Here is a 21,991-nt window from a genome sequence, read left to right as displayed (position 1 = left end):
TGGCGTCAACGACGCATACCCCACGATTCGCGCCATGCCAGGTGGTCACTTCTTGCAGGTGGTCACTTCTTGGCGGGGGCCTCGTCCTTGAACGAGCAGTCGGCCGGGGTGTCGGGCTGCTCGAAGTTCCCGTCCGGAACGGGCAGCGGCGCGTCCTGCACCGTGTAGCCGGTGATGCGCCCGTTGAACGGGCCGCGGCTGACCGGGCTGAACGGGGCCGGGCCGGTGCCCATCGGCTGGCAGCGCGGGTCGACGACGCCCCACGAGAAGCCCATCCGGTCGAACTTGTGGCCGAGCGGCGACTGGTAGAAGGTCAGCGACGCGCGCCTCATGTTGGCGGGCACGTCGTCCTGGCGGATGCCGGAGACCACGGCGACCGGGCCGGTCGCCATCACGTAGTCGACCTTGACGCTGCCCCAGTGGTGCTTGGAGGGGCCGCCGGGCACGTCGGGCGAGTAGTGGTCGAACTTGATGGTGCCGCGGGCGGCGCCGAACGTGAGCTTGTTGTTGACCATCTTCCAAGGCGCCCCGTGCGCGTCCACGATGAACCGGCGGTAGGGGTACTCCTTGTCGCCCGGGAAGTTGACCCAGGCGTCGCCGGTGACGTGCGCCTCCTTCACCTTGGCGGTGGCGGGCTGGGCCTGAGCGGCGGCGGCCACCGCGCCGCCCCCGCCGAGCGCCGTCACCGCTACCGCCGCCGCCATCCCCGTCAGCACGGCCCGTCGCTTCGAAATGAGCGTCATCGTCGAGTCTCCCTCGGATCTCGCGGACGGTGTCGCCCGCGTTCCCAAGGTTCGCGTCGCGGGGGCCTGTGCCACTTCCCCCGTACGGGCGAGGCGGCTGGCCCGCTGGTCTCGTTCGTGATCGCCCGTGCGGGGGGCACCGCGTTCTAGGTCACGGGCGTCTGATCGTTCGCGCGGAAGGTGACACGGTACGCGCTGGGGGAGACGCCGATCGTGGCCGCCAGGTGCTGGCGCATGGAGGCCGCCGTGCCGAAGCCGGCCTCGGCCGCGACGCGGTCGACCGGCAGGTCGGTCGTCTCCAGCAGGCGCCGCGCGTGCTCGATGCGCTGCTGCGTCAGCCACTGGCCGGGCGTCATCCCCACCTCGTCGCGGAACCGCCGGGAGAACGTGCGGACGCTCATCCGCGCGTGACTCGCCAGTTCGGAGAGGGAGAGCGGGCGGTGGAGCTGTTCCAGGGCCCACGCCCGCGTCGCCGCCGTGGTGGCCGCCGACGGCTCCGGCACGGGCCGTTCGATGAACTGGGCCTGCCCGCCCTCGCGCCACGGCGGCACGACGCAGCGGCGGGCCACCTGGTTGGCGGTCTCGCTGCCGTGGTCACGGCGGACGAGATGCATGCAGAGGTCGATCCCGGCGGCGACCCCGGCCGCCGTCAGGACGTCGCCGCCGTCCACGAACAGCACGTCCGGGTCGACCTCCACCTTCGGGAACGTCCGCTGGAAATGCTCGGCCTCGCTCCAGTGCGTGGTGGCGCGGCGCCCGTCGAGGAGCCCGGCGGCGGCCAGGACGTACGAGGCGGTGCAGATCGACACGAGGCGGGTGCCGGGGCGCAGCCGGGAGAACGCGTCCGCCAGCGGCGCGGGCAGCCATTCCCGGTCGTCGCCGGGGTGGCAGACGAACGGCGGGATCACCAGCGTGTCCGCCGTCTCCATGGCCTCGAGCCCGTGCTCGACGGCGACCGCGAAGTCGGCGTTCGTCCGGACCGGCCCGCCGTCGAGCCCGCAGGTGATCACCTCGTACAGCGGCTCGCCGGCCGGGCCCGTCGCGGAACCGAAGATCCGGGCCGGGATGGCGAGCTCGAACGGGTGGACGCCGTCGAGGGCGAGGACGACGACGCGATGCCTGACGTTCATGGCCGGATTCTTTCACATCTCGTGCATCCGGCCATGCGTCCGGCCGTGTCCACCGATCGGTGGACACGAGGTTCAACCGGACGAGGCTCATGCCGGAAGGGGCCCGCCGACCAGCATTGACGGCATGAAGCGACTCCCTGTAAGCAAGCACCTCCCTGTACGCATGGCGCGCTGGAGCGCGTACCACCCCTGGCGGGCGATCGCCGCCTGGTTCCTCTTCGTGTTCGTGTGCCTCGGGCTCGGCATCGCGGTCGGCGGCAACATGGCCCAGTCCGCCGACTACCGGGTCGGTGAGGCCGGCCGCGCCGAGGCTCTGCAGGAGCAGGGCGGGCTGGAGCGCAAACCCCTCGAACGAGTGCTGATCACCTCTCGGGCGTCCGGGCCGCTGGACGCCGGCATGGCCGACGCCGCGGTGCGCGACATCACGGGCCGGATGAAGCGGCTGCCGGAGGTCGCGTCGGTCGCCGGGCCGGTGCGCTCGGCGGACGGCACGGCGGTCCGCGTCGACGTGACCATGAAGGGAGCGGAGCAGGAGGGCAAGAAGCACATCGATCCGCTGCTCGCGCAGACGGCCGAGGTGCGGAAGGCCTATCCGGGGCTGCGCGTCGAGGAGTCCGGCGGCCCGTCCATCAGCAAGGACGTCCAGGGGCAGCGCGGCGAGGACTTCTCGCGCACCGAGATGATCGCGCTGCCGGTCACGCTGATCGTCCTGCTGCTCGTCTTCCGGTCGCTGGCGATGGCCACCGTGCCGCTGCTGCTCGCGATCACCTCGATCATGTCGGCGATCGGCCTGTCGATGCTGGCCTCGCACGTCTTCCCGGACGCGGGCGTCGGCACGAACGTCATCCTGCTGATCGGCATGGCCGTGGGCGTCGACTACACGCTCTTCTACCTCAAGCGCGAACGCGAGGAACGGGCCCGTTCGGGCGGGCGGCTCGGCTCGGAGGCCGTGGTTGAGCTGGCGGCGGCCACCTCGGGACGGGCCGTCGTGATGTCGGGGCTCGCGGTCGCCGCGTCCAGCGCCACGCTCTACCTCGCCGACGACGTCATCTTCTCCTCGCTGGCCACCGGCGCCATCGTGGTGACCGTCGCCGCCGTGATCAGCTCGCTGACCGTTCTGCCCGCGCTGCTGGCCAAGCTCGGGAAGCGCGCGGAACGCCGCGCCGAGCGCAGGGCGCGCAAGCGCAAGCCCGCACGGCCGGTCAAGCCGCGGCAGAGCAGCCGGATCACCGAGGCGGTGCTGCGCCCCACCAGCAAGCACCCCGCGGTCACGCTGGCCGTCGCGGTCTTCGCCATGCTGCTGATGGCCGCCCCGCTGCTCGGTCTGAAGCTGACCGACGTGGGCCGCGAGACCTACGACCGCAACCTGCCCGCGATGCAGGCGTACCACCGGTTGAACGCGGCGTTCCCCGAGCTCAAGGCCATGAACCAGATCGTCGTCCGGGCCGAGCCGGAGCGTGCCGCCGAAGTGACCGCCGCGCTGAACGACCTCGCCGCCCGGACGAAGACCGACCCGCTGTTCGGCGGCACGCCGCAGCTCCGGACCTCGCCCGACCACCGGATCACCATGCTGGAGCTGGGCGTCCCGCACGACATGAGCACCCAGGCGGCGCGCGACTCGCTCACGAAGGTCCGCGAGACCTACATGCCGGCCACGATCGACCGAGTGCCCGGAGCCGAGGCCGAGGTGAGCGGGGAGGTCGCCCGCTATGTCGACTACCCCGAGCACCAGAAGCGCAAGATGCCGATGATCTTCGGCGCGCTGCTGCTCGTCACGTTCGCCCTCACCGTGCTGGCCTTCCGCTCGGTCGTCCTCGGCCTGGTCGGCGCGCTGCTCAACCTGCTCTCGGCAGGCGCCTCGCTCGGCCTGCTGACGCTGGTCTTCCAGGGCACCTGGGCGGAAGGGCTGCTGGGCTTCACCTCGATGGGCTCGATCGGCTCGCGCGTCCCGCTCTTCCTCTTCGTGATCCTCTTCGGGCTCTCGATGGACTACCAGGTGTTCGTGATCAGCCGGATCAGGGAGGCCGTCCAGAACGGCGTGCCCACCCGCACAGCGGTGCTGGACGGCATCCGGAGCTCGGCAGGCGTCGTGACCAGTGCCGCCCTGGTCATGGTGACGGTGTTCGCCAGCTTCATCCCGCTGCACCTGATCGAGATGAAGCAGTTCGGCTTCAGCCTGGCGGTCGCGGTGCTGCTGGACGCGTTCGTCATCCGGCTCCTGATCCTGCCGGCGGCCATGCTGCTCCTCGGCGAGCGGACGTGGTGGCCGTCCCGCCCGAAGGCCCAGGTCATGGCCCCGATCGAGCGCGCGCCGCAGAACGTAGGCTGATCATCATGCCGCAGCCCGACGACCAGGCCTGGATCCACCGCTGGAACGACATCTCCTGGATGCTCCTGGGCCTCGCGCCCACGTTCATCGCGGGGCTGAACGACCAGGGCGCGTTCAGGTACTGGTCGCTCGGCCTGCCGCTGGCCCTGGCCGTGGCCTACGCGCTGACCGTGCGCTTCCCAGGGCGCCGCCTGCAATTCTTGTACGCGCTGATCGTCGGCCTTGGCGCCCTGTCGTTCCTGCGAACGGGCGGCGCGGCGCTCTTCATCGTCTCGATCCCGCACTTCTGGATCTTCGCCGGAACTGCCCGCCGATCAATCCTTCTCAGCGGCGCCGCCGCCCTGTCGACCGTCGCCGGCGGCATCCTCCGCAACGGCGACCCGCTCACCGGCAACGCCATCGTCACCGTTGTCGCCTACGTGGCCAGCGTTGTCCTGGGACTCTCGATGCTCCGGATCATCAAACGAAGCGAGGACCGGGCGAGGGTTCTCAGCGCCGAACTGGAGACCGCGCAACGCGAACTTCTGGAATCACACCAGCGCCAGGGCGCCGTCCTCGAACGCGAACGCCTCGCCCGCGAGATCCACGACACCCTCGCGCAGGGCTTCGCGTCCATCGTCGTGCTGGCCGAAGCGGCCCGCTCGGCCACCGACCCCGAGCTCGCCACCCGCCAGCTGCTCTCGATCGAGCAGACCGCCCGCGAGAACCTCGCTGAAGCCCGTGTCCTCGTCGGCTCCGCGCCCCAGAGCGGCATCGCTTCGATCGCCCGCACCCTGCGCCGCACCCTCGACCGCTTCGCCGAAGACACGAACGTCACCGTCACCGCGGACCTGCCCGACGTCGACTGCGACCAGCAGACTCGCATCGCGCTCCTCCGCTGCACGCAGGAATCACTGGCCAACGTGCGCAAGCACGCCGCCGCCACCACGATCGGCGTCGTTCTGATGCGCCATCCCCACGCCATCGAACTCGAAATCACCGACGACGGCCGCGGCTTCATCGTCGCGGACTCTCAAGGCTTCGGCCTCGACGGCATGCGCAAGCGCCTGGCCGAACTAGGCGGCGAGCTCACCGTCACCAGCTCACCCGGCGACGGCACCCGCGTCCTCGCCATGATCCCGAACGGTGCACCATGACCCGCATCATCCTGGCCGACGACCACACCGTGATGCGCGCCGGCGTGGCCGCACTCCTTGCGGCCGAGCCGTCCATCACGATCGTCGGCGAGGCGGACAACGGCCGCGAGGCGGTAGACCTGGTCAACGACCTGACCCCCGACGTGGCGCTCCTGGACCTCCGGATGCCCGTCCTGGACGGCGTGGCCGCCACCGCCGAAATCGTCAGAACATCGACCCGCGTGCTCATCCTCACCACCTACGACACCGACACAGAGATCGAGCGCGCGGTAGAAGCCGGAGCCATCGGCTATCTCCTCAAAGACACCACTCGCGAGCAACTAGTGGCCGCCATCCACGCCGCCGCCAGAGGCGAGACCGTCCTGGCACCCCGGGTCGCCGAAAAACTAGTCAAACGCATGCGCCAGCCGCCGGTAACCCTCACCGCCAGAGAGATCGACGTCCTGAACGCGGTAGCCGAGGGCCTCTCCAACGCCGACATAGGCAAGCGCCTGGTAATCGCCGAAGCCACAGTCAAAACCCACCTGCTCCGCGTCTTCGCCAAGCTGGACGTCAGCGACCGGACCCACGCCGTAGTAGTAGCGCTAGAGAGGGGCCTCCTGACCCGATGACCCTGACCATCCCCGGAACTCTCCACATCGCGGCCATAATCACCTGGTCCGTTCCTCGGTCCTGAATATACGAAAACCCCGCCGCCGATAATTGGGCAGCGCGTTCGGATGGTCAAACGACGAGGTGTGCAGCCAGACTCTACGCACGTTAGGCACAAGCCCCCAGGCCTCCCGCACCCCCAACGTCAAGGCATGCCCGCCCAGCCCCTTACCGACGAACTCCGGCACTAGCCCGAACGACACGATCTCGACTTCATCCCCAGGATGGGGATCGTAAGTTACGATCCCGGCGGCCTCGCCCCCATAACTCAACAGTCGAAAAGCACGCCGAGGATTATTGGCAAACCAATCAGTCCACTCGTCCTCGGTCCGGCTAGAGCTCTTCCACCCGTAAGACGCACCGATCCGTGCCAGCACGTCAGGAATCAAGGGCGCCCCCGGCTCAAGCGGCACCAGGACAAGCCCAGACACAACCGCCGCCGGAACAAGCTCCTCCACGCCGGTCATCTCGACATACGTAACGATCTCCCGCACCTGCCCGACCCTACTCGCCGCACTCAATCGGCCTGTGTCGGAAGGCTCGGCATCGGGAGCGGTGCCGGGCCTGCCGTGTCCGATCAGGATCGGGTGGGGAGGTGGTCGACGGCCTTGACCTGGAGAACGGTGGTCTTCACCTCGCCGGCGCCGCTCTCGGGCTCGTCGGTCGGGTCGCCGCCGACCGGGCGGGGTGTCAGGTCGAGGAAACGGCTGCCCAGGAAGCGGTAGGTGGAGCGGTCGAAGACCAGTTCCAGCCGGCCGCCGTCGGAGGCCTGGGACAGGCCGATGCCGGGACGGCCGAGGGCGTCGGTGGCGTGCTGGTCCACCTTGACGCGTGGGACGTCGGCGAGGAACTCGAAGATCGCGGGCTCACCCGCCGGATCATGACCGGCGAGCACGACCTAGGCTGATTTCTCACTCACCGAGCGGTGCGTCGTTGCACTTGATCACTTGCAGAACCCTGGTCCCGTGGTGGTTGGAGGGCTGAGGTGACCTGGTGTGAGCGCCTGGTCGTGCGCGAGGGCGTCGGCCTGGCCTGTCGGGACTGGGGCGGGCAGGGACGGCCTGTTGTGCTGTTGCATGGTCTGGCTGGCCATGCGGGTGAATGGGACCTGATCGCACGGCAGTTGCAGCCCCGGCCGAAGTCGTGGCGATGAGCGTTCCGGGCACCGGTCATGACCTGCACCTCCAGGAGCCCGGCGCCCTGGCCGTCGTGCTCTCTGATTTCCTCGCGGGCCGCCGACTTCTCAAGCGTCGCGCGGCTACGCTTTCGGAGGGGAAGTCGGGCGATCAAAGGCGAATAACGACGTGACCAAGCGCAGGATCTTCGATCCCGGAGCGGTTCCCGAGAGATTCTGGCGTCGCGACGACGTTCAGGAGTCTCTGACACACCGCGATGTCGGGCGACTGTTCCGCCTATTCCTGGACGAATTCGCCGACTGCACCGAAACACACCTCGCAATTCTCACCGAATGTGATCACTCCGACATCTCCAACTGGGTAAGAGATCCTCGCCAAGGCCGAGTGTCGGACACAGAAGTACTGACTCGCATTGCCGACGGCTTGCAGATCCCTGATCAGGCTCGGTTGCAGCTCGACCTGCTCCCGGTCGGGCCGGTGGACATCAATGTCGATCTCGCAGGCCCTTGGCGGCTCCCAGAGAAACACGCCGACTGACCCGACCGGTAACCACCTGGCGCCGGTGAGGCCGTGCGGGGGTGCTCCGGTGGTGATCGCCCCGAGCTTTGCCGCGGTCAGATCGGTGTCGCGCAGGTCAAACCCGGCGCCGTTGACGCCTCTTAGCGACGCGCCTCGGAGGTCGCAGAGTTTGAAGGAGCAGCCGTCCAGGCTGGCTGTGGCGAAGGAATACCGGCTGAATCACAGGTTCAGGTTGATCCATGCCTGGCCGGCTGTTGAGCGTTCCCAGTGGAGGGCGAGGCAGGTGCCTCGCGTCGGGGGCGCTGGGTGAGCAGGACGAGGCGTCCGAGACGGGCGGGTATCTCCGTTATCTCTCGTTGGGGATCGTTTGGACGAGGTTGGTGATGGCCTCGGGTAGATCGTCGGTCGTGGTGCGGCCGTCTAGGCGGGGGAGCGCGGTGGCGAAGTGTTCGGCTGCTTGGGTGATGCCGCGGCCGGGGGCTCCGCGGGGCACCTCGGCGGCCAATTGGGGGTCGATGAGTGACTCGGCCGGGTCTGCCAGGGCCAATTCCAGGCGTGTGCCGAACGAGTCGCGGGCATCGCCGAACTGCGACCAGCCGGTCGCGGAAGCGACCACGTGGATCCCGTCCGCGACGCCGCGGTCGGCCAAGTGCGTCAGGAGCCAACTGGCCTTGGGGGTGAGGACGCGCAGGAGTTCCGCCCACTCGTCGATGACGAGGAAGCCTTGTGGAGCGTCCGGTCGCAGGCGTGTGATCCGCTCGATCATGGTTGCCGCCCGGTCGGGTTCGGCGTACGTGAGCACCGAGTCGACGTGGGGGAGGCTTGCGAGCTGGGTCAGACGGCCGTTGCCGAAATCCAGGCAGGAGATCCACACATCGCGTGGGGAGCGTGTGAGTGCGAGGGAGGTGACGAAGGTCGTGAGCAGGGTTGAGCGGCCGCTGCCCGTGGAGCCGACCACGGCGATGTTGCCGCGCCGTCCGTTCAGGTCGAGGGCCAGTGGCTGCTGCTCGTGCAGCAGCGGCCGATCGACCGTTCCAATGACGACTTGGCTGCGGGAGGTCGTTCCCGTGAGGACTCCGTCCAGCGTCGGGGACGTGCTCAACGGCGGGAGGACGATTTGGTGGGCCGGGGGTCCGGCTCGGGGGGTGGGGGCGGACCCGGGTGATGCGTCGGCCAGGGTGAACCGCGGCGGGGGTCCGGATGCGATCTTGAGATAGCCCTCTCCGGCCGGCAGTGACGTCGCTGACGGGGCGATCGCTTCTTGTACCGCGCGCAGCGCGGACTGCACCGGATCGATGTCGTCCGGCGCGATCCCGCCGACCGCTGAACGGCTGCGTGCGGTGCTGATCAGCGATTGCAGCTCGCTGATCGCCGCGAGAGTGCCGGGGTGGTCGGCGAGAACCCAGAGCCTCTGGAGCGCGGTCACGACCGACGCATGCGCGGAGTCAGCGCGTTGCCGCCATCTCTTGCGCCGGTCCCGGGCGCGCTGAAAGTGGTGCGCCGTGGCCATATCGTCGAGCCCGGTCTTGACCTCGTTCAAACTGGTCGTCGCGGTCGACCGGACGTCCAGGGCGTGCTCCGACTCGGCGGCCGTCGCCGTGCGAAGGACGATGCGGAACGAGAGGAAGTCCTGGAGGTGGCGGAGCGCCTCCTGAGTCGGATGCCGAACCACTACCAGCAGATGCAGGCCGAGTGAGGGTCTTGCTCTGGCGATTTGCAGGATGACATCGGAGAACTCGGGCATGCGAACCAGTTCGGGAAAGTGCTCGAGAACGATCAGCAGCCGTGGCAGCGACTCGGCCTCCGCGTCCCGGCGCCGGGTGAGCTCACCCAGCAAAGCGTCGCGCAGGCGGCTCAGCTCATGGTCGATGTCGTCGCCGCGCGGGGTACGTGGCACGGCCGCCAGGTGAGGGAGCCCCTCCAGGGCAGGGAACGTGGTGCCGCCATCACGGTTGATCAGCAGCACGTTGAGAGCCTCGGGGGAGGTCGTGGCGGCGAGGCCGAGAACGATCGCGCTCGCCACCTCGACCTCCTGACCGTCGATCCCTCCCGCGATCAGTCCGTGCCGGAACTCTTTCAGGTTCACCAGAGCGGGGTCGCCCTCGGCGGTCAGCCCGATCGGAGTGCGGTGCTCGCCGGTCGCGAACCGTCCGACCAGATCGGCGAGCGGCGTTCGAGGTGTCGAGTCGTCCGGGACGAGAGGCGACGAGGTGGCCGGAGCCAGTGCCTCGGTGATCTCCGGATGAGCCACCGCCACGCGATCGAGGACCGAGAGCGCGTGCGGGACCTGGTCGCCGGAGAGCGCGTCGGCGAGCCCCAGAAGAAAGCCGGGGTGCTCGCGGACGACCTTCGCCACGAGGGCCTCGGCGAGATGTTGCGGCTGGAGCGTCCCCCAGAAGACGTCCCCGTCCTCCGGCGGGCAGACGCGCCGCAGCCAGTTCGCGAGATCGGCGGCGGTGACCCGGCTGGGAAGCGTCACGACGCGCAACACCAGGTCGGTCGCCTCCTGTTCGTCTCGCGGTGCCGACAGCGCGGTCAGCGTCACGAACGTGTCCATGACGCTCGCTTCCAGCGAGGCGAGCTGCGGATGGGAGGCGAGGCGCCGCCAGCGCTCGCGTTCGGCCCGCAGGAGGCTCGTCGGGGATTGAGGGGTTGCCGGCTGGTCGCTGCTCGGTCGCGCGAGTTCTGACCTTGCCTCCGATGGCAGGACGGCCAGGGTGCGCAGGCCGGAACCCTCCAAGACCGGGCCGACCTGGGTGCCCGCGAGCGGATCCCAGATCAGGAGGCCGCAGATGTCGATGGAGGCGATCAGCGGACGCCCGTCCTGGTCCTTGAAGGCGACGACCGCCAGCACCGTGTTCTGGTGACCGGTGAGAGCTGGACCGAGGGGCCGGCGTTCGAGCGGATCCCAGAGCCGGATGGTCCGGCCGCTGCCGGCGACGAGCAGGGGCCGGCCCTGGGCGGTGAACGCGGCGATGGCCGTCACCGCGCTCTTTCCGGTACGGAGTGGTGCGCGGGCCTGCGAGCCGTTGACGGGGTACCAGAGCCGGACGGCCCCGTCACGGCTTCCGGTCGCCAGGATGGTGCGGCCGCCTGGTCCGGTGAATGTCGCCAGGGAAAGTACCGCGTTCCCACGCGACCCCTGGTTGGGCAAGAGGACGCCGGCCTTGGCGTTGGAGCCAGGGTCCCAGATCTGCACCATCCCGTCGTCGCCGCCAGTGGCCAGGAGGGCATTGCCGTCCTGGTCGGGAAAGGTGGTCATCGCGCGGATCGCGCTGGTGTGGGCGTGGAACAGGGCGCGGATCTGGGCTCCCGTTGAGGGGCTCCAGAACCGTACGATGCCTTCGGACCCGCCGCTGGCGATCACATCGCGGCCTGTCGCGTCGCGGAACGTCGTCAGGGCCGATACCGCGTTGCCGTTGTCCATCGCGAGGCGAACGGCGGTGAGATCCGTGACGCAGAGGGCCGCGTTGGCGTGGCCGCTGACCAGCAACGGTCTTCCGGACGTGGACGTCACCGCGATCGCGCTGGCTTCGGTCTGACCTGCGGGGTTCCAGGAGGTCACGATTCTCGCGTCGGCCGGGTCCCAGATCCGCAGGGTGCCGTCGTCGGCGCCGGTCGCGAGGAGGGGCCATGCGGGTTGTGCGGTCTCCCGGGTGACCCTTGTGACGGGGGTGACGGGTCGCTCGGCTGGAGACGCGCGGACGGGGATGGCTGTGTGGTTGAGGAAGCGGAGAGCCTCTTGGCTGACGAGGGCGAATGGGCGGTCGGCGACGGTACGGGTGCCTTCGGCGGCGGGCATGACGGCGCGGAAGACCTCGGCGGCTGAGCCTGCCCGAGCCTGGATCTCTGCGGAGACCTCGGTGAGCACGTCGGCGGTGGCCAGCGACTCCGGGCGGGGGAGAGTCGATAGAAGGGCCTCGCGAGCCCCTGGGACGAAGTCGTACACCCCGCGTTCGGCGTCCAACGGCTGGAGCAGGCCGCTCAGCAATACCTCGGCTAGGTCGCCGGGGCGAGAAGCGGGGACGAGGCGTTGCTGTATCAGTCGCATGACCGGCAGCGCCGGAACGGAGACCGCGACATGCGCGGCAAGCTCGGCGGCGGTGGTCGAGGCGGCCGCGTAGAAGCGGGCGACCTGTTCCTCGATCGGCAGTTCCCGCTCGCGGCGCGGTGGCTCGGCGGCGGGCTGGAGTGAGCTGGTCACGTATGTCATGGCGGTCGGCTTGCCTTCGCCGCCCGACGCCGTGACCAGGCGCGCCCAGTCGGCCAGCCAGTCGGGCTTGATCTCCAGAACCGGGACCGGGATTCCGGTCTGCGGGCGCCCCTCGTACGGGACGAAACGCAGCGCGGTGTTGGGATCGCCGGGGTGCGACGACGTGGCCAGGCCTGGCACGACCGGCGCGGCGGTGCGGCGCCATAGTCGTTCGACCAGCGGCTGCAGAATGGCCGTTGGGCCGTGTGCGGCCCAGAGGTGGAGTGTTGGGCCGATGTGACCGTTCCACCAGTCCGGGCCTGAGCAATCGCTGACGAGGAGAACGGCCTGGCGGCCTGCCGGGTCGACCAGGGACGCGGGCGAGTTCGCCGGGCCGCCGGGGTACGGGCGGACGCCGGCCCGGTCCAGGTGCCACACGCGGACGTCGCGGAACGCGCCCAAGCGGACGAGCATGTCGCGGAGCTCACGGACGAGGGGACGCCAGATCCGCATGGCCGGAGCGGCGTCGATGACCAGCGCCAGGCTGAGCCACCGTTCGCCGGCGGGCTCCATGACCGGGAGCCAGCTCGACGGGTGGTCGGCGATGCGCGCGGCGGTGGCCTCCTCGTTCAAGATCCGGCGCCGGGGCGAGGGGACGCGGCGTTTGAGCGGCCGCAGGGCGCGCTGGAGAGCGAGCGGATGGCGGAGCATGGGCGCGGTCGGGACGAGCACGCCTTGACCGGCGCCCTTCGGCTCTTCGGGAGCCGGGCGGGGAGCGTGCAGTGCATGCTGCTCGACGGGAGCCGGGTCGGAGTCCGGCGCGGTCGGCGGCTCGACTTCCGGTGGTTCGGCGGGTGTCGGTGGCTCGGAGGGAGGCTCTGCGGAAGCCGGCTCGGGCGGGGGAGCGGCCGGAGCGGCCGGGGCGGGCAAATGGCAGGCCAGCCAGAGCAACTCCGCCAGGTCGCGCGGGGTGAGGGACGCGTCGTCCACGACAACGGCGTCGAGCGCTTCCTTCAGCCGGTCGACGGACACCCTCACGTCCCCCTCATCGCAAGCGGAGGGTCGGGGTTGCGCGCGGGATCGTCCCAGAAGAGGGCGAGGCCGTTGCCGCAGTGGTCGGCGTTCCCCGGCGGGATCCGGGCCTGCTTGCGCAGCTTCATCACGATCGCCGGGAGCTCGTCGGGATGGGCCTTGTCGATGACGGTGGTGAGCTCGGTCAGAAAACGCCGGCCGGTGCAGGCGTCGGCGTCGCACGGCCCGTTGCACGGGTGACGTCGCCACAGCATGACGGGGATGCCGACGCTGAGGGCGGCGGACAGCCAGTCGGCGTTGGGGTTCGAGGCGTAGACGAGCGCGCATGACTCGTCGCTCGCGTCGAGCCAGTCGTAGAACTCGTCGTACCCGTAGCCCAGATGGCAGGCGACGGGGTCGGGACGTGTCGAGCCGCGCTCGCGGAGGGTGCGCCAGCGGCGGCGGGTCAGGTCGGTGGCCAGCAGCGGGCGGAGGCGCTCGACGTGCCGCACGACCAGGGGCACCGAACGCATCGGGCGGGGACGCGCGGAGCCCGCCTCCTTGATGGACCATTCCTCGAACGGCTCGTTCAGCAGCCGTTCCGGCACCACGAACTCGATCATCCAGTCGCGGTCGCGGCCGAGCACGGAGCGCATCAGGGCGGGCAGGGCCCTCTCCACGTGCGGGCGGATCTGGTTCTTGCGGACGCTCACCCGTTCGGTGGGACGCCCCGGCACCCCCTCGACGAGGGTCGACAACGTCAGCTCGTACGGCCCCCGCGTCGTGGTCTCCAGCCGCACGATGATCGAGGTCTGCGGGGCCGACGCCGGGGATGGCCCCGCGGCGGCGGCGCCGGGTGAACGGTCACGCATCCAGGCGTCGAGGCGGATGCGCACCTCCCCATCGAGATGTCCGGCCACGACGTTGAGGAAGCGTGCCAGGCGATCTTCGCCTGGCACGCACTCGCCGACGTACCGCACCGCGTCCCACAGCGAGTGGAACGCGGCGGGCGGACGCAGGAAGAGCGGGAACGCGAGCCTGAAGAGGGCGGCCGGAGGCTCGGTGGTCTCGGCGCCCGCCAGCAGACCGCGCAGCTCGGCGCGGGGCTCCGCGGGCAGCCAGTCGTGCGGCAGGAGGTCGTCGAGCGGCTCCCAATGGCGGCGCACGGTCTCCAGCGGCACCATCCGGCCGATCGTGCCCTCGTGGTGGCCGTGCAGCTCGGCGTCGGTGACCATGCCCACGACCCGGCCGGTCCGCGGGTCGTACACGCCGGCGCCGCTGAACCCCTGATCCAGCCGCCGCAGATGCTCGCTGCCGACGTCGACCTCCAGCCACTCGCGCCGGAGCACGCGGTCGGCGCTGGTACGCAGCGTCACGTGCGTCCCGTCGCGTTCGTGGCCGAGGGGAAAGCCCTGGGCGCGCAGTTCGGGCGGGTCGCGGAGCGCGTCCAAGGGCGCCGGGCGGCACGGCGCGACCGGCGCGGGCTCGTCCAGCCGGAGCACCGCGACGTCACCGGTGTCGCCCATCGCCCGCCACCCGCCGCGGAACTCGACGACGGCGCGTTGCCGGTGCTCGTGCAGGCCGGGGAACGCCACCCAGAGCTCGTCGCGGCCGGCGACGACGTGCGCGCATGTCAGGACGTGGCGGGAGGTGAGGAGGGTGCCCGCGCCCAGGACGACGCCGCCCGCGCCCGGCAGGGCGCCGCGCTCGCTGAACGCGTCGATCCGGGCCCGCCATCGCATGCCGTCCACGCCAACCCCCGCCGCCGGATATCAGCAAATCTAACAAGATCCGCGCTTTGTCATCAGACCAGCGGATCCGGCGTGACTTGTGAATCGATTGCTAATTGACGGTGCCGATGTGTGCGATGACTTCATTACGGTCGGCAGGCCCATGGGAGACAGTCGTCAGCGTTCACTTTCCCGAATGCTGCGAGTCCGCCTGACCGACGGCGCCCCAGGTGGGAGGGCAGCTCGTCCCCACCCCTGGAGTGGCGATGAAACTCAGACTCTCGCTCACCGCGATGGCGGCCGGTGCCGTCATGGTGGGCGCCTCGCTGACCGGTGTGCCGGCCGCGTCCGCCGCGGCCGCCGCGCCGGCCGGCTGCACCGCGTCCGAAGCCGACATCTACAAGCCCCCGGCCGCGGTGACCGGCAATCCCGGCGACATCATCGCCTGCCGCCCCACCACGCTGACCTACGTCCCGAACGCGCCGCAGTTGCACGCCTGGAAGGTCCAGTACGTCACCAACGACGCCAAGGGCGCCAAGGTCGCCGCGTCCGGCGTCGTGGCGATCCCCGACGCCGCGTGGACGGGCGGCGGCGTCCGGCCCACGGTCAACTACGCGCCGTTCACGCACGGCTCGGGGCCGCAGTGCTCCCTCTCCAAGCAGATGACCACGGGGTTCAACGACCAGTTCGAGGCGCCCAACCTGTCGGGCTTCCTCAACAAGGGCTGGGCGCTCGCCGCGACGGACGGCATCGGCTACCTGGACGGGCAGACGCACTTCTACGTCAACGGCCAGGCCAACGGGCGCGCGGCGCTCGACATCGTGCGCGCCTCGCGCAGGATCCCCGACCAGGTGCCCGGCGGCGCGCTGTCGGCCGCGGGCAAGGTGGGCATCCACGGCTACTCCGAGGGCGGCAACACCTCGCTGTGGGCCGCGCAGCTGGCCAGGTCGTACGCGCCCGAGCTCAAGGTCGTGGGCGTGGCGTCGGGCGGCGTGCCCGGCGACCTCAAGATGGTCGCCAAGTTCCTCAACGGCGGGCCGTTCGCCGGGTTCATGGCCGACGCGCTGGTGGGCTTCAAGTTCCAGTACCCCGAGATGCCGTTCGACGAGCTCATGAACGACGCCGGGCGCCAGGCCATCAAGGACGTGCAGACCAACTGCCTCTTCGGCACCCTGGCCGCCTTCGCCTTCCAGAAGGTCGAGAACTTCTCCGCCGACAAGCTCACCCTGGAGCAGATCTACCAGCTCAAGGGGCCCGGCGGCGTGACCTGGGGACAGGTCATCGACAACCTCAAGCTCGGCGTCGACATCGGCCCGCTGTGGTCGTTCGCCAAGTACCGGATCGGTTTCCCGACGTTCCAGTACCGCGGCTGGCTCGAAGAGATCATCCCGCACGAGACCGAGGACGGGACCCGCGCCGCGTACTGCAAGGCCGGCGTCAACACCCTGTGGAACAACACCTACGCGGCCGACCACGCCCTCGGCCTGTGGGCCGCCGCCGGTGACGTCCTGAACTTCCTCGACGACCGCTTCAACGACAAGCCGTTCAAGGGCAACTGCTGACGCTGCCAGCGACGCCGATGCCGGCGCTGTCGGCACCGCGGGCATGCCCGTACCCTGCGGAAGGCGATGGCCCTCTGGCGCGAGAGGGCCATCGCCTTTTTGACGGCCATCGCCTTTTGACAACCGGCACCCGCTCGGAGTCACTCCGGTGACAAAAGCGCGACACCGTCCGCGGGCCCGGGCCGGCAGTTGTCAATCGACTGCGAATTTCTTTCACGAAATGACGATCCCAGCATAAAGAGCCCGGGCGGCAACGTCCGTACGGTCGTGGCACGCGGCGGAACCGATCACTTCCGCACCTCTGTTCATCTGTCGAAGGAGCCCCCATGACAGCGGGCGTCGCCGAGCTCGGCAACAGAGCCCCACTGCCGGACATCTCCCCCAAGCCCGTCCCCATGGTGGAGCGGGTCAGCGTGGTCTTCTTCGTCGTCGGCCCGATCGTCGCCGTGCTGGCCGCGGTGCCGTTCTGCTGGGGCTGGGGCATCGGCTGGACGGACGTGGCGATCTTCGCGTTCCTCTACCCGTTCAACGCGCTCGGGATCACCGTCGGCTACCACCGGCTGTTCACGCACAAGTCGTTCAAGGCCAAGCGCTGGCTGCGCGTCACGCTGGCGATCCTCGGCGGCCAGGCGTGGCAGGGCTCGGTGATCTTCTGGGTCGCCGACCACCGCCGGCACCACAAGTACGCCGACCAGGAGGGCGACCCGCACTCGCCCTGGGCGTTCGGCCCCGGCGTGTGGGGGCTCACCAAGGGGCTCTTCCACGCGCACATGGGCTGGCTGTTCCGCAAGCGCCGCACCTCGCGGAGCAAGTACGCGCCCGACCTGCTCGCCGACAGGGACCTGGTGCTGCTGGGCCGCAACGACGTGTACGTGCTGATCGCGGCGACCACGGTGCTGGTGCCGATGGGGCTCGGCGCGCTGCTCACGTGGTCGTGGCACGGCGCCGTCACCGCGTTCTTCTGGGCGGGCCTGCTGCGCGTCTTCGCCGGCGACCACATCACGTTCTCGATCAACTCCATCTGCCATGTCTTCGGCAAGGAGCATTTCCAGACCCGCGACCGCTCCCGCAACGTCTGGTGGCTGGCCATCCCCTCGTTCGGCGAGTCCTGGCACAACCTCCACCACGCCGACCCCACCTCGGCGCGGCACGGCGTCCTGAAGGGCCAGATCGACATCAGCGCCCGGGTGATCTGGCTGTTCGAGAGGTTCGGCTGGGCCTGGGACGTGCGCTGGCCGGACGAGGAACGCCTCGCCGCGAAGAGGATCTCTTGAGGAGGACAGCGTGAAGGATCTCGACCGCACCCCCCTGATCGAGCGGCTCGGCCGCTGGGCCGAGAAGTACCCGGACGACCGCGCCTACACGTTCGTCGACTACGCCGTGGACGTCGACGGCGTGAGCACCGACATGACGTGGAGCGAGCTCGACCGCAAGGCCCGCGCGGTGGCCGCGACGATCCGCGCGGCGATCGAGCCTGGCGAGCGGGTGGCGATCCTCGCCCCGCAGAACCTCGACTACGTGACCGGCCTGCTGGGCGCGATGTACGCGCGGGTCATCGGCGTGCCGCTGTTCTCGCCCGACCTGCCCGGCCACGCCGAGCGCCTGCTGGCGGTCGCCCGCGACTCCGGGCCGGCGGGCGTGCTGACCACCAACGAGGCCCTGCCGCACGTGTCGGCGTTCTTCGACCAGCATCCCGACTTGCGCCCCCGGGAGGTCATCTTGGTGGACGAGGTCAAGGACGGCCTGGAGTGGACGCCGGAGCCGATCGACCCGGACGACGTCGCGTACCTCCAGTACACCTCCGGCTCCACCCGGACGCCCGCCGGTGTGATCGTCACCCACGGCAACCTCGCGGTGAACGCCGAGCAGTGCTGGGGCACCTTCGAGGGCGTTCCGCGCGTGTCGTCCGGCGCGACCTGGCTGCCGCTCTTCCACGACATGGGCCTGGTCACAGCCGTCGGACTGCCGCTGGCGTACGCCAGCCCCGCCCACCTCATGGACCCGGTCGCGTTCATCATGCGGCCCGCCCGGTGGCTGGAGCTCCTCAGCCAGTTGGAGGATGGTTTCACCTGCTCTCCGAACTTCGCCTACGAGTACCTCACCGCGCAGGTCACGGCTGAGGAGAAGGCCAAGCTCGACCTCAGCGGCGTGCAGGTCTTCATGAACGGCGCGGAGCCGATCCGCCCCGGCACGCTGGAGGGCTTCCTGGAGGCTTTCCGCGAGTGCGGGCTGCGGCCGGAAGTGCAGGTGCCCGCGTACGGGCTGGCCGAGGCGACCGTGTACGTCTCGTCCTCCTCGCGGTACGAGTTGCCGACGATGACGACGTTCGACCGCGACAAGCTGTCGGCCGGCGAGGCGGTGCCCGTCCCCGCCGACTCCGAGCGGGCGGCCACCCACGTCGGATGCGGCACGCCGTACGGGCAGGAAGTCCTGATCGTCGACCCGAAGACCTCCGTCGCCAACCGCGACGGGCTGGTCGGCGAGATCTGGATCCATGGCCCGAACGTGACCGCCGGCTACTGGGGACGGCCCGAGGCCACCGCCGAGACGTTCGGCGCGCGGCTCGCCGAGCCGGTCGAAGGCATGCCGGACGGGCCGTGGCTGCGCACCGGCGATCTCGGCGTCAGGTACGCGGGCGAACTGTACGTCACCGGCCGCATCAAGGACCTGATCATCGTCGACGGGCGCAACCACTACCCGCAGGACATCGAGTACACGACCTACACCGCCGACGAGGCGATCCGGCAGGAGTACGTCGCGGCCTTCTCGGTGGACGCGGGGGAGACCGAGGGCCTGATCATCGTGGCCGAGCGCAACCGGCGGGTCCCGATCCGGCGGCTCGACATCGAGGCGGTGGAACGGAGCGTCCGCGCCGCGGTCAAGAACGGGCACGACCTGCGCGTGCACGACTTCGTGCTGATCGAGACGGGCTCGCTGCCCCGCACCACCAGCGCCAAGATCGCCCGTGCCGCCTGCCGCCAGGCCTACCTCGACGGCACGCTCCAGGTAACGGTCATCCCGACGGACTGACCCGAGGCCGCCCTCACTTCCCGCTGCCGCCGGTGCCCACCCCTGGCGGCAGCGGGGAACCAGCGCTTCAGGCGGGTTGCGCTTCGGGCCTCGGCTCGGGGCGGAGGGCCAGGCGGGCCAGCTCGCCGCGGGAGGAGACGCCCAGCTTCGGGTAGGCGTTGTAGAGGTGGTAGCCGACCGTGCGCGGGCTCAGGAAGAGCTGCGCGCCGATGTCCCGGTTGGTCATGCCGGTGGCGGCGAGCCGGACGACCTGCAGCTCCTGCGGGGTCAGCCTGCCGAGGAGATCGGCGGTGTCGTGGCCGTCCCGCGCCGGCCGGGTCTCGCCGGTGGCGCGCAGCTCGCCGCGGGCCCGCTCGGCCCAGGGCACGGCGCCGAGCCGTTCGAAGATCTCCAAGGCGGACCGCAGCGGCGTGCGCGCGTCGCTCCGTTGACCCGAGCGCCGCAGCCACTCCCCGTACAGCAGCTCGGTGCGGGCGCGCTCGAACGGGCGGCCGCAACCCTGATGGATCTCCACCGCCCGCGCGTACAGCGGGCCCGCCTCCGCGTCGGAGGCCAGCAGCGCCCGGCAGCGGAGGGCGACGGCCTCCGCCCAGGCGACCCCGGTGGCTCGCGCCCACGCCTCGAAGCGGTTCAGCGCGGCTGCTCCGGGGCGGCCCAGGCGCGCGGCGGCCTCGACGTGGTCGGGCAGGGTGTAGAGCCCGGCGATGTCGTGCAGCGCGACGTCGGCTCCGAGCTCCTCGCGGCGGCGCAGCGCGTCCTCGTACCGGCCGAGGCCCAGGTCGAGCAGCGCGAGGGCGCTCGCGGTCCAGACGTCGGGCGAGCCGTCCCCGACCTCGGCGGCCAGGCGGCGGACGGTGTCCTCGTCGCCCTCGGCCGCGGCGAGATGGGCGAGGATGCCGCGGGCGCCGTCCGCGTAGTGGGCCTGCTCTGTGTCCTCCGCGATTTGCAGTGTCTCGGTGGCGGTGGCACGGGCGTCGTGGTGCCGCCCCTGGAAGAGCTGGACCCGGGCCAGATCGCGAAGGGTCTCCGGCAGCACGCCGATGGCGCCCTGCTCGCGGCACTCCGCCACCAGCGCGGCGCTGAGGTCGTCGGCCACCGTGAGATCGCCGGTCAGCACGGCCCACTCCTCGGCGCACGCGCGTTCAAGCAGGCCGAGCCCGTCGAGAAGCTCTCCACCGCCCTGCAACAGCGTGCGCAGCGCGGGCAGCCCGCTCACCGGATCGCCCGCCGCCAGGTGGGACATCGCCAGCGCCGCGTCGATGAACGGATCGGCCCCCGGGTGCGATTCCGGCCGGAGGTCGCGGATGCGCGCGGCCGTCTCCCGGGTCGCGGCCGCGTCGCCGGTCGCCCAGATCACTCCCATCGCGTCGAAGAGCATGAACGCGGCCTTGCGCGGGGCCACCTCGACGACCCCGAACGCGGCGTCCGCCAGAAGCGCGTGCGCGGGCTTGAGCAGACCACGCACGTACGCGTCGAACGCGCGCACCTGCGCCAGCTCCGCCTTCATCAGCGGTTCGGTGACGTGCGGCCCCGCCTGGCTCGCGAACCCGGCCGCGCGGCGGATCTGCCCGGCGTCGGCGGCCGCGCGGGCGGCCAGCGACAACCGGCGCACCCGATGCGCCGTCTCGGTGCTGAGCTGGGCCGCACGGTCGTACGCGGCGGCCACGGCGGCGTGACCGCCCCGGGTCCGCGCGAACTCGGCCGTCTCCTCCAGGACGGACGCCACGTACTCGTCGGGCTCGCTGGTGGCGGCGGCGAGATGCCAGGCCCGGCGGTCAATGTTGCCCACGCACGGCAGCGCGTCGGCGAGGGCGCGGTGGGCGGCGAGCCGGCGGCCGATCGGGGCGCTCTGGTACGCGGCGGCCCGGATGAGCGGGTGCCGGAACGTGAGCCGCCCGTCCACCAGCCGGACGAGATCCTTGCGTTCGGCAGGTTCGAGATCCTCGACCGTGGCGCCGAGCCGTCCGGCCGCGGGGACCACGACGGTGAGGTCACCGGTGCCTTCGGCCGCCGCGACCAGCAGCGCCATCCGGGCCGGCTCGGGCAGGGCGGCGATGCGTTCGGCGAAGGTCCGCTGGATGCGCGTGTGGGGCATCGCGCCGAGATATTCGGAGACCTGGCCTTCGCGCTGCGCGGCGGGGAGTTCGCGCAGCGCCAGCGGATTGCCCCGAGCCTCGTCCATGATCTGGTCGCGGACGTAGCGCGGCAGGTCACCGGCCTGCTCGGCCAGCAGTTCGGCCGCCGCCACGCCGTCCAGCCCGGTGAGCGGCAGCTCGTCGAGCCCGTGCGCGGGGAACGGCGGCGCGTGCGCGTCGCGGGCCGCGAAGACCAGCACCACGCCCTCGGCGTTCAACCGCCGCGCGGCGAACAGCAGCGCGTCCGCCGACGCCGGGTCGAGCCAGTGCGCGTCGTCCACGAGCACCAGCAGCGGCCGCTCCTCGGCGAGATCGCCCAGCAGCGTCAGCACGGCCAGCCCGATCAGGAACCGGTCGGCCCCGGACTCCGCCGCGAGCCCGAGCGCCCCGCGCAGCGCGTCCGCCTGGCGCTCGGGCAGCCTGCCGATCCGATCGGTGACCCGGCTCAGCATCAGGCTGAGCCCGGCGAACGGAAGATCGCTCTCGGCCTCGACGCCGACGGCCCTGAGCACCCGGAACCCCGGCGCCCCGGCCGCGTGCTCCAGCAGAGCGGACTTGCCGATGCCCGCCTCGCCCCGCACGACCACGGCGGCGCTGCGCCCGGCACGGGCGCCGGCCAGCATCCGGTCGAGCTGGGCGATGTCGTCGGCTCTGCCATAAAGCATGGTCGGGAGCCTATGCCGTAGG

General features: G+C 70.7%; 14 protein-coding genes and 1 pseudogene. 7 read left to right on the top strand and 8 right to left on the bottom strand.

What is annotated here, in order from left to right:
• Nucleotides 1-62 precede the first annotated feature (62 nt).
• Complete coding sequence (locus tag ACGFNU_RS45145; RefSeq protein ID WP_392602850.1) at nt 63-743, bottom strand: hypothetical protein; 681 nt, start codon at nt 741-743, stop codon at nt 63-65.
• A gap of 146 nt (nt 744-889) precedes the next feature.
• Nucleotides 890-1,873, bottom strand: a complete 984-nt coding sequence (locus ACGFNU_RS45140; RefSeq protein WP_392602849.1) for a GlxA family transcriptional regulator — start codon at nt 1,871-1,873, stop codon at nt 890-892.
• 124 nt (nt 1,874-1,997) lie between these two features.
• Between ACGFNU_RS45140 and ACGFNU_RS45135 the strand changes: the two genes are divergently transcribed.
• The 3 genes from ACGFNU_RS45135 to ACGFNU_RS45125 are packed head-to-tail and all read left to right on the top strand — an operon-like array spanning nt 1,998 to nt 5,949.
• Nucleotides 1,998-4,202 (top strand): MMPL family transporter, encoded by a 2,205-nt coding sequence (locus ACGFNU_RS45135; RefSeq protein ID WP_392602848.1) that lies wholly within the window; start codon nt 1,998-2,000, stop codon nt 4,200-4,202.
• A gap of 5 nt (nt 4,203-4,207) precedes the next feature.
• On the top strand, nt 4,208-5,338 hold the full coding sequence (locus tag ACGFNU_RS45130) for a sensor histidine kinase (protein ID WP_392602847.1): 1,131 nt from the start codon (nt 4,208-4,210) through the stop codon (nt 5,336-5,338).
• Nucleotides 5,335-5,949 (top strand): response regulator, encoded by a 615-nt coding sequence (locus tag ACGFNU_RS45125; protein ID WP_392602846.1) that lies wholly within the window; start codon nt 5,335-5,337, stop codon nt 5,947-5,949. The genes ACGFNU_RS45130 and ACGFNU_RS45125 overlap by 4 nt, the downstream gene beginning before the upstream one ends.
• A 39-nt stretch (nt 5,950-5,988) precedes the next feature.
• Here the strand turns inward: ACGFNU_RS45125 and ACGFNU_RS45120 are convergent, their stop codons facing one another.
• Together ACGFNU_RS45120 and ACGFNU_RS45115 are read right to left on the bottom strand one after the other, a co-directional pair.
• The gene (locus ACGFNU_RS45120) at nt 5,989-6,483 is read right to left on the bottom strand and encodes a GNAT family N-acetyltransferase (RefSeq protein WP_392602845.1); all 495 of its coding nucleotides are present in this window, start codon (nt 6,481-6,483) and stop codon (nt 5,989-5,991) included.
• An 83-nt stretch (nt 6,484-6,566) separates the two neighbouring features.
• On the bottom strand, nt 6,567-6,884 hold the full coding sequence (locus ACGFNU_RS45115; protein WP_392602844.1) for a hypothetical protein: 318 nt from the start codon (nt 6,882-6,884) through the stop codon (nt 6,567-6,569).
• 409 nt (nt 6,885-7,293) lie between these two features.
• Here ACGFNU_RS45115 and ACGFNU_RS45110 point away from each other — a divergent pair, with 409 nt between their 5' ends.
• Nucleotides 7,294-7,662 carry a hypothetical protein gene (locus ACGFNU_RS45110; protein WP_392602843.1) on the top strand — a complete coding sequence of 123 codons (369 nt, stop codon included), beginning with the start codon at nt 7,294-7,296 and terminating at the stop codon, nt 7,660-7,662.
• Nucleotides 7,663-7,737: 75 nt separating this feature from the next.
• Here the strand turns inward: ACGFNU_RS45110 and ACGFNU_RS45105 are convergent.
• The 3 genes and pseudogenes from ACGFNU_RS45105 to ACGFNU_RS45095 form a co-directional block, all read right to left on the bottom strand.
• Nucleotides 7,738-7,833 (bottom strand): annotated as a pseudogene (locus ACGFNU_RS45105) (pentapeptide repeat-containing protein); the annotation flags it as partial.
• Between the two features lie 157 nt (nt 7,834-7,990).
• A complete protein-coding gene (locus tag ACGFNU_RS45100) occupies nt 7,991-12,874 on the bottom strand; it encodes an SAV_2336 N-terminal domain-related protein (RefSeq protein WP_392602842.1) in 4,884 nt (1,627 codons plus the stop codon).
• Complete coding sequence (locus tag ACGFNU_RS45095) at nt 12,871-14,589, bottom strand: trypsin-like peptidase domain-containing protein (protein WP_392603008.1); 1,719 nt, start codon at nt 14,587-14,589, stop codon at nt 12,871-12,873. Before ACGFNU_RS45095 ends, ACGFNU_RS45100 begins: the two co-directional genes overlap by 4 nt.
• 254 nt (nt 14,590-14,843) lie before the next feature.
• Between ACGFNU_RS45095 and ACGFNU_RS45090 the strand changes: the two genes are divergently transcribed.
• From ACGFNU_RS45090 to ACGFNU_RS45080, 3 genes are all read left to right on the top strand, one after another.
• The gene (locus tag ACGFNU_RS45090) at nt 14,844-16,139 is read left to right on the top strand and encodes a lipase family protein (protein ID WP_392602841.1); all 1,296 of its coding nucleotides are present in this window, start codon (nt 14,844-14,846) and stop codon (nt 16,137-16,139) included.
• Nucleotides 16,140-16,465: 326 nt separating this feature from the next.
• A complete protein-coding gene (locus tag ACGFNU_RS45085) occupies nt 16,466-17,413 on the top strand; it encodes an acyl-CoA desaturase (RefSeq protein ID WP_392602840.1) in 948 nt (315 codons plus the stop codon).
• A 10-nt stretch (nt 17,414-17,423) separates the two neighbouring features.
• Nucleotides 17,424-19,169, top strand: a complete 1,746-nt coding sequence (locus ACGFNU_RS45080; RefSeq protein WP_392602839.1) for a fatty acyl-AMP ligase — start codon at nt 17,424-17,426, stop codon at nt 19,167-19,169.
• 67 nt (nt 19,170-19,236) lie between these two features.
• On the opposite strand, the gene ACGFNU_RS45075 is transcribed toward ACGFNU_RS45080, so the two are convergent.
• Nucleotides 19,237-21,969: an AAA family ATPase gene (locus ACGFNU_RS45075; protein WP_392602838.1), complete on the bottom strand. Its 2,733-nt coding sequence runs from the start codon at nt 21,967-21,969 to the stop codon at nt 19,237-19,239.
• Between the last annotated feature and the right edge of the window lie 22 nt (nt 21,970-21,991).

Origin of the sequence: Spirillospora sp. NPDC048911, assembly GCF_043198015.1 — a bacterium.
Lineage (GTDB): Bacteria > Actinomycetota > Actinomycetes > Streptosporangiales > Streptosporangiaceae > Spirillospora.
The sequence above is the reverse complement of the archived record's forward strand: the minus strand, read 5'-3'. Positions and strand labels throughout refer to the sequence as shown.

Bases quoted from the DNA above. Each gene is read 5' to 3' on its own strand.
- ACGFNU_RS45075 (WP_392602838.1), bottom strand. From the start codon at position 21,969: ATGCTTTATGGCAGAGCCGACGACATCGCCCAGCTCGACCGGATGCTG.
- ACGFNU_RS45095 (WP_392603008.1), bottom strand. From the start codon at position 14,589: ATGCGATGGCGGGCCCGGATCGACGCGTTCAGCGAGCGCGGCGCCCTG.
- ACGFNU_RS45090 (WP_392602841.1), top strand. From the start codon at position 14,844: ATGAAACTCAGACTCTCGCTCACCGCGATGGCGGCCGGTGCCGTCATG.
- ACGFNU_RS45085 (WP_392602840.1), top strand. From the start codon at position 16,466: ATGACAGCGGGCGTCGCCGAGCTCGGCAACAGAGCCCCACTGCCGGAC.
- ACGFNU_RS45140 (WP_392602849.1), bottom strand. From the start codon at position 1,873: ATGAACGTCAGGCATCGCGTCGTCGTCCTCGCCCTCGACGGCGTCCAC.
- ACGFNU_RS45145 (WP_392602850.1), bottom strand. From the start codon at position 743: ATGACGCTCATTTCGAAGCGACGGGCCGTGCTGACGGGGATGGCGGCG.
- ACGFNU_RS45130 (WP_392602847.1), top strand. From the start codon at position 4,208: ATGCCGCAGCCCGACGACCAGGCCTGGATCCACCGCTGGAACGACATC.
- ACGFNU_RS45125 (WP_392602846.1), top strand. From the start codon at position 5,335: ATGACCCGCATCATCCTGGCCGACGACCACACCGTGATGCGCGCCGGC.
- ACGFNU_RS45135 (WP_392602848.1), top strand. From the start codon at position 1,998: ATGAAGCGACTCCCTGTAAGCAAGCACCTCCCTGTACGCATGGCGCGC.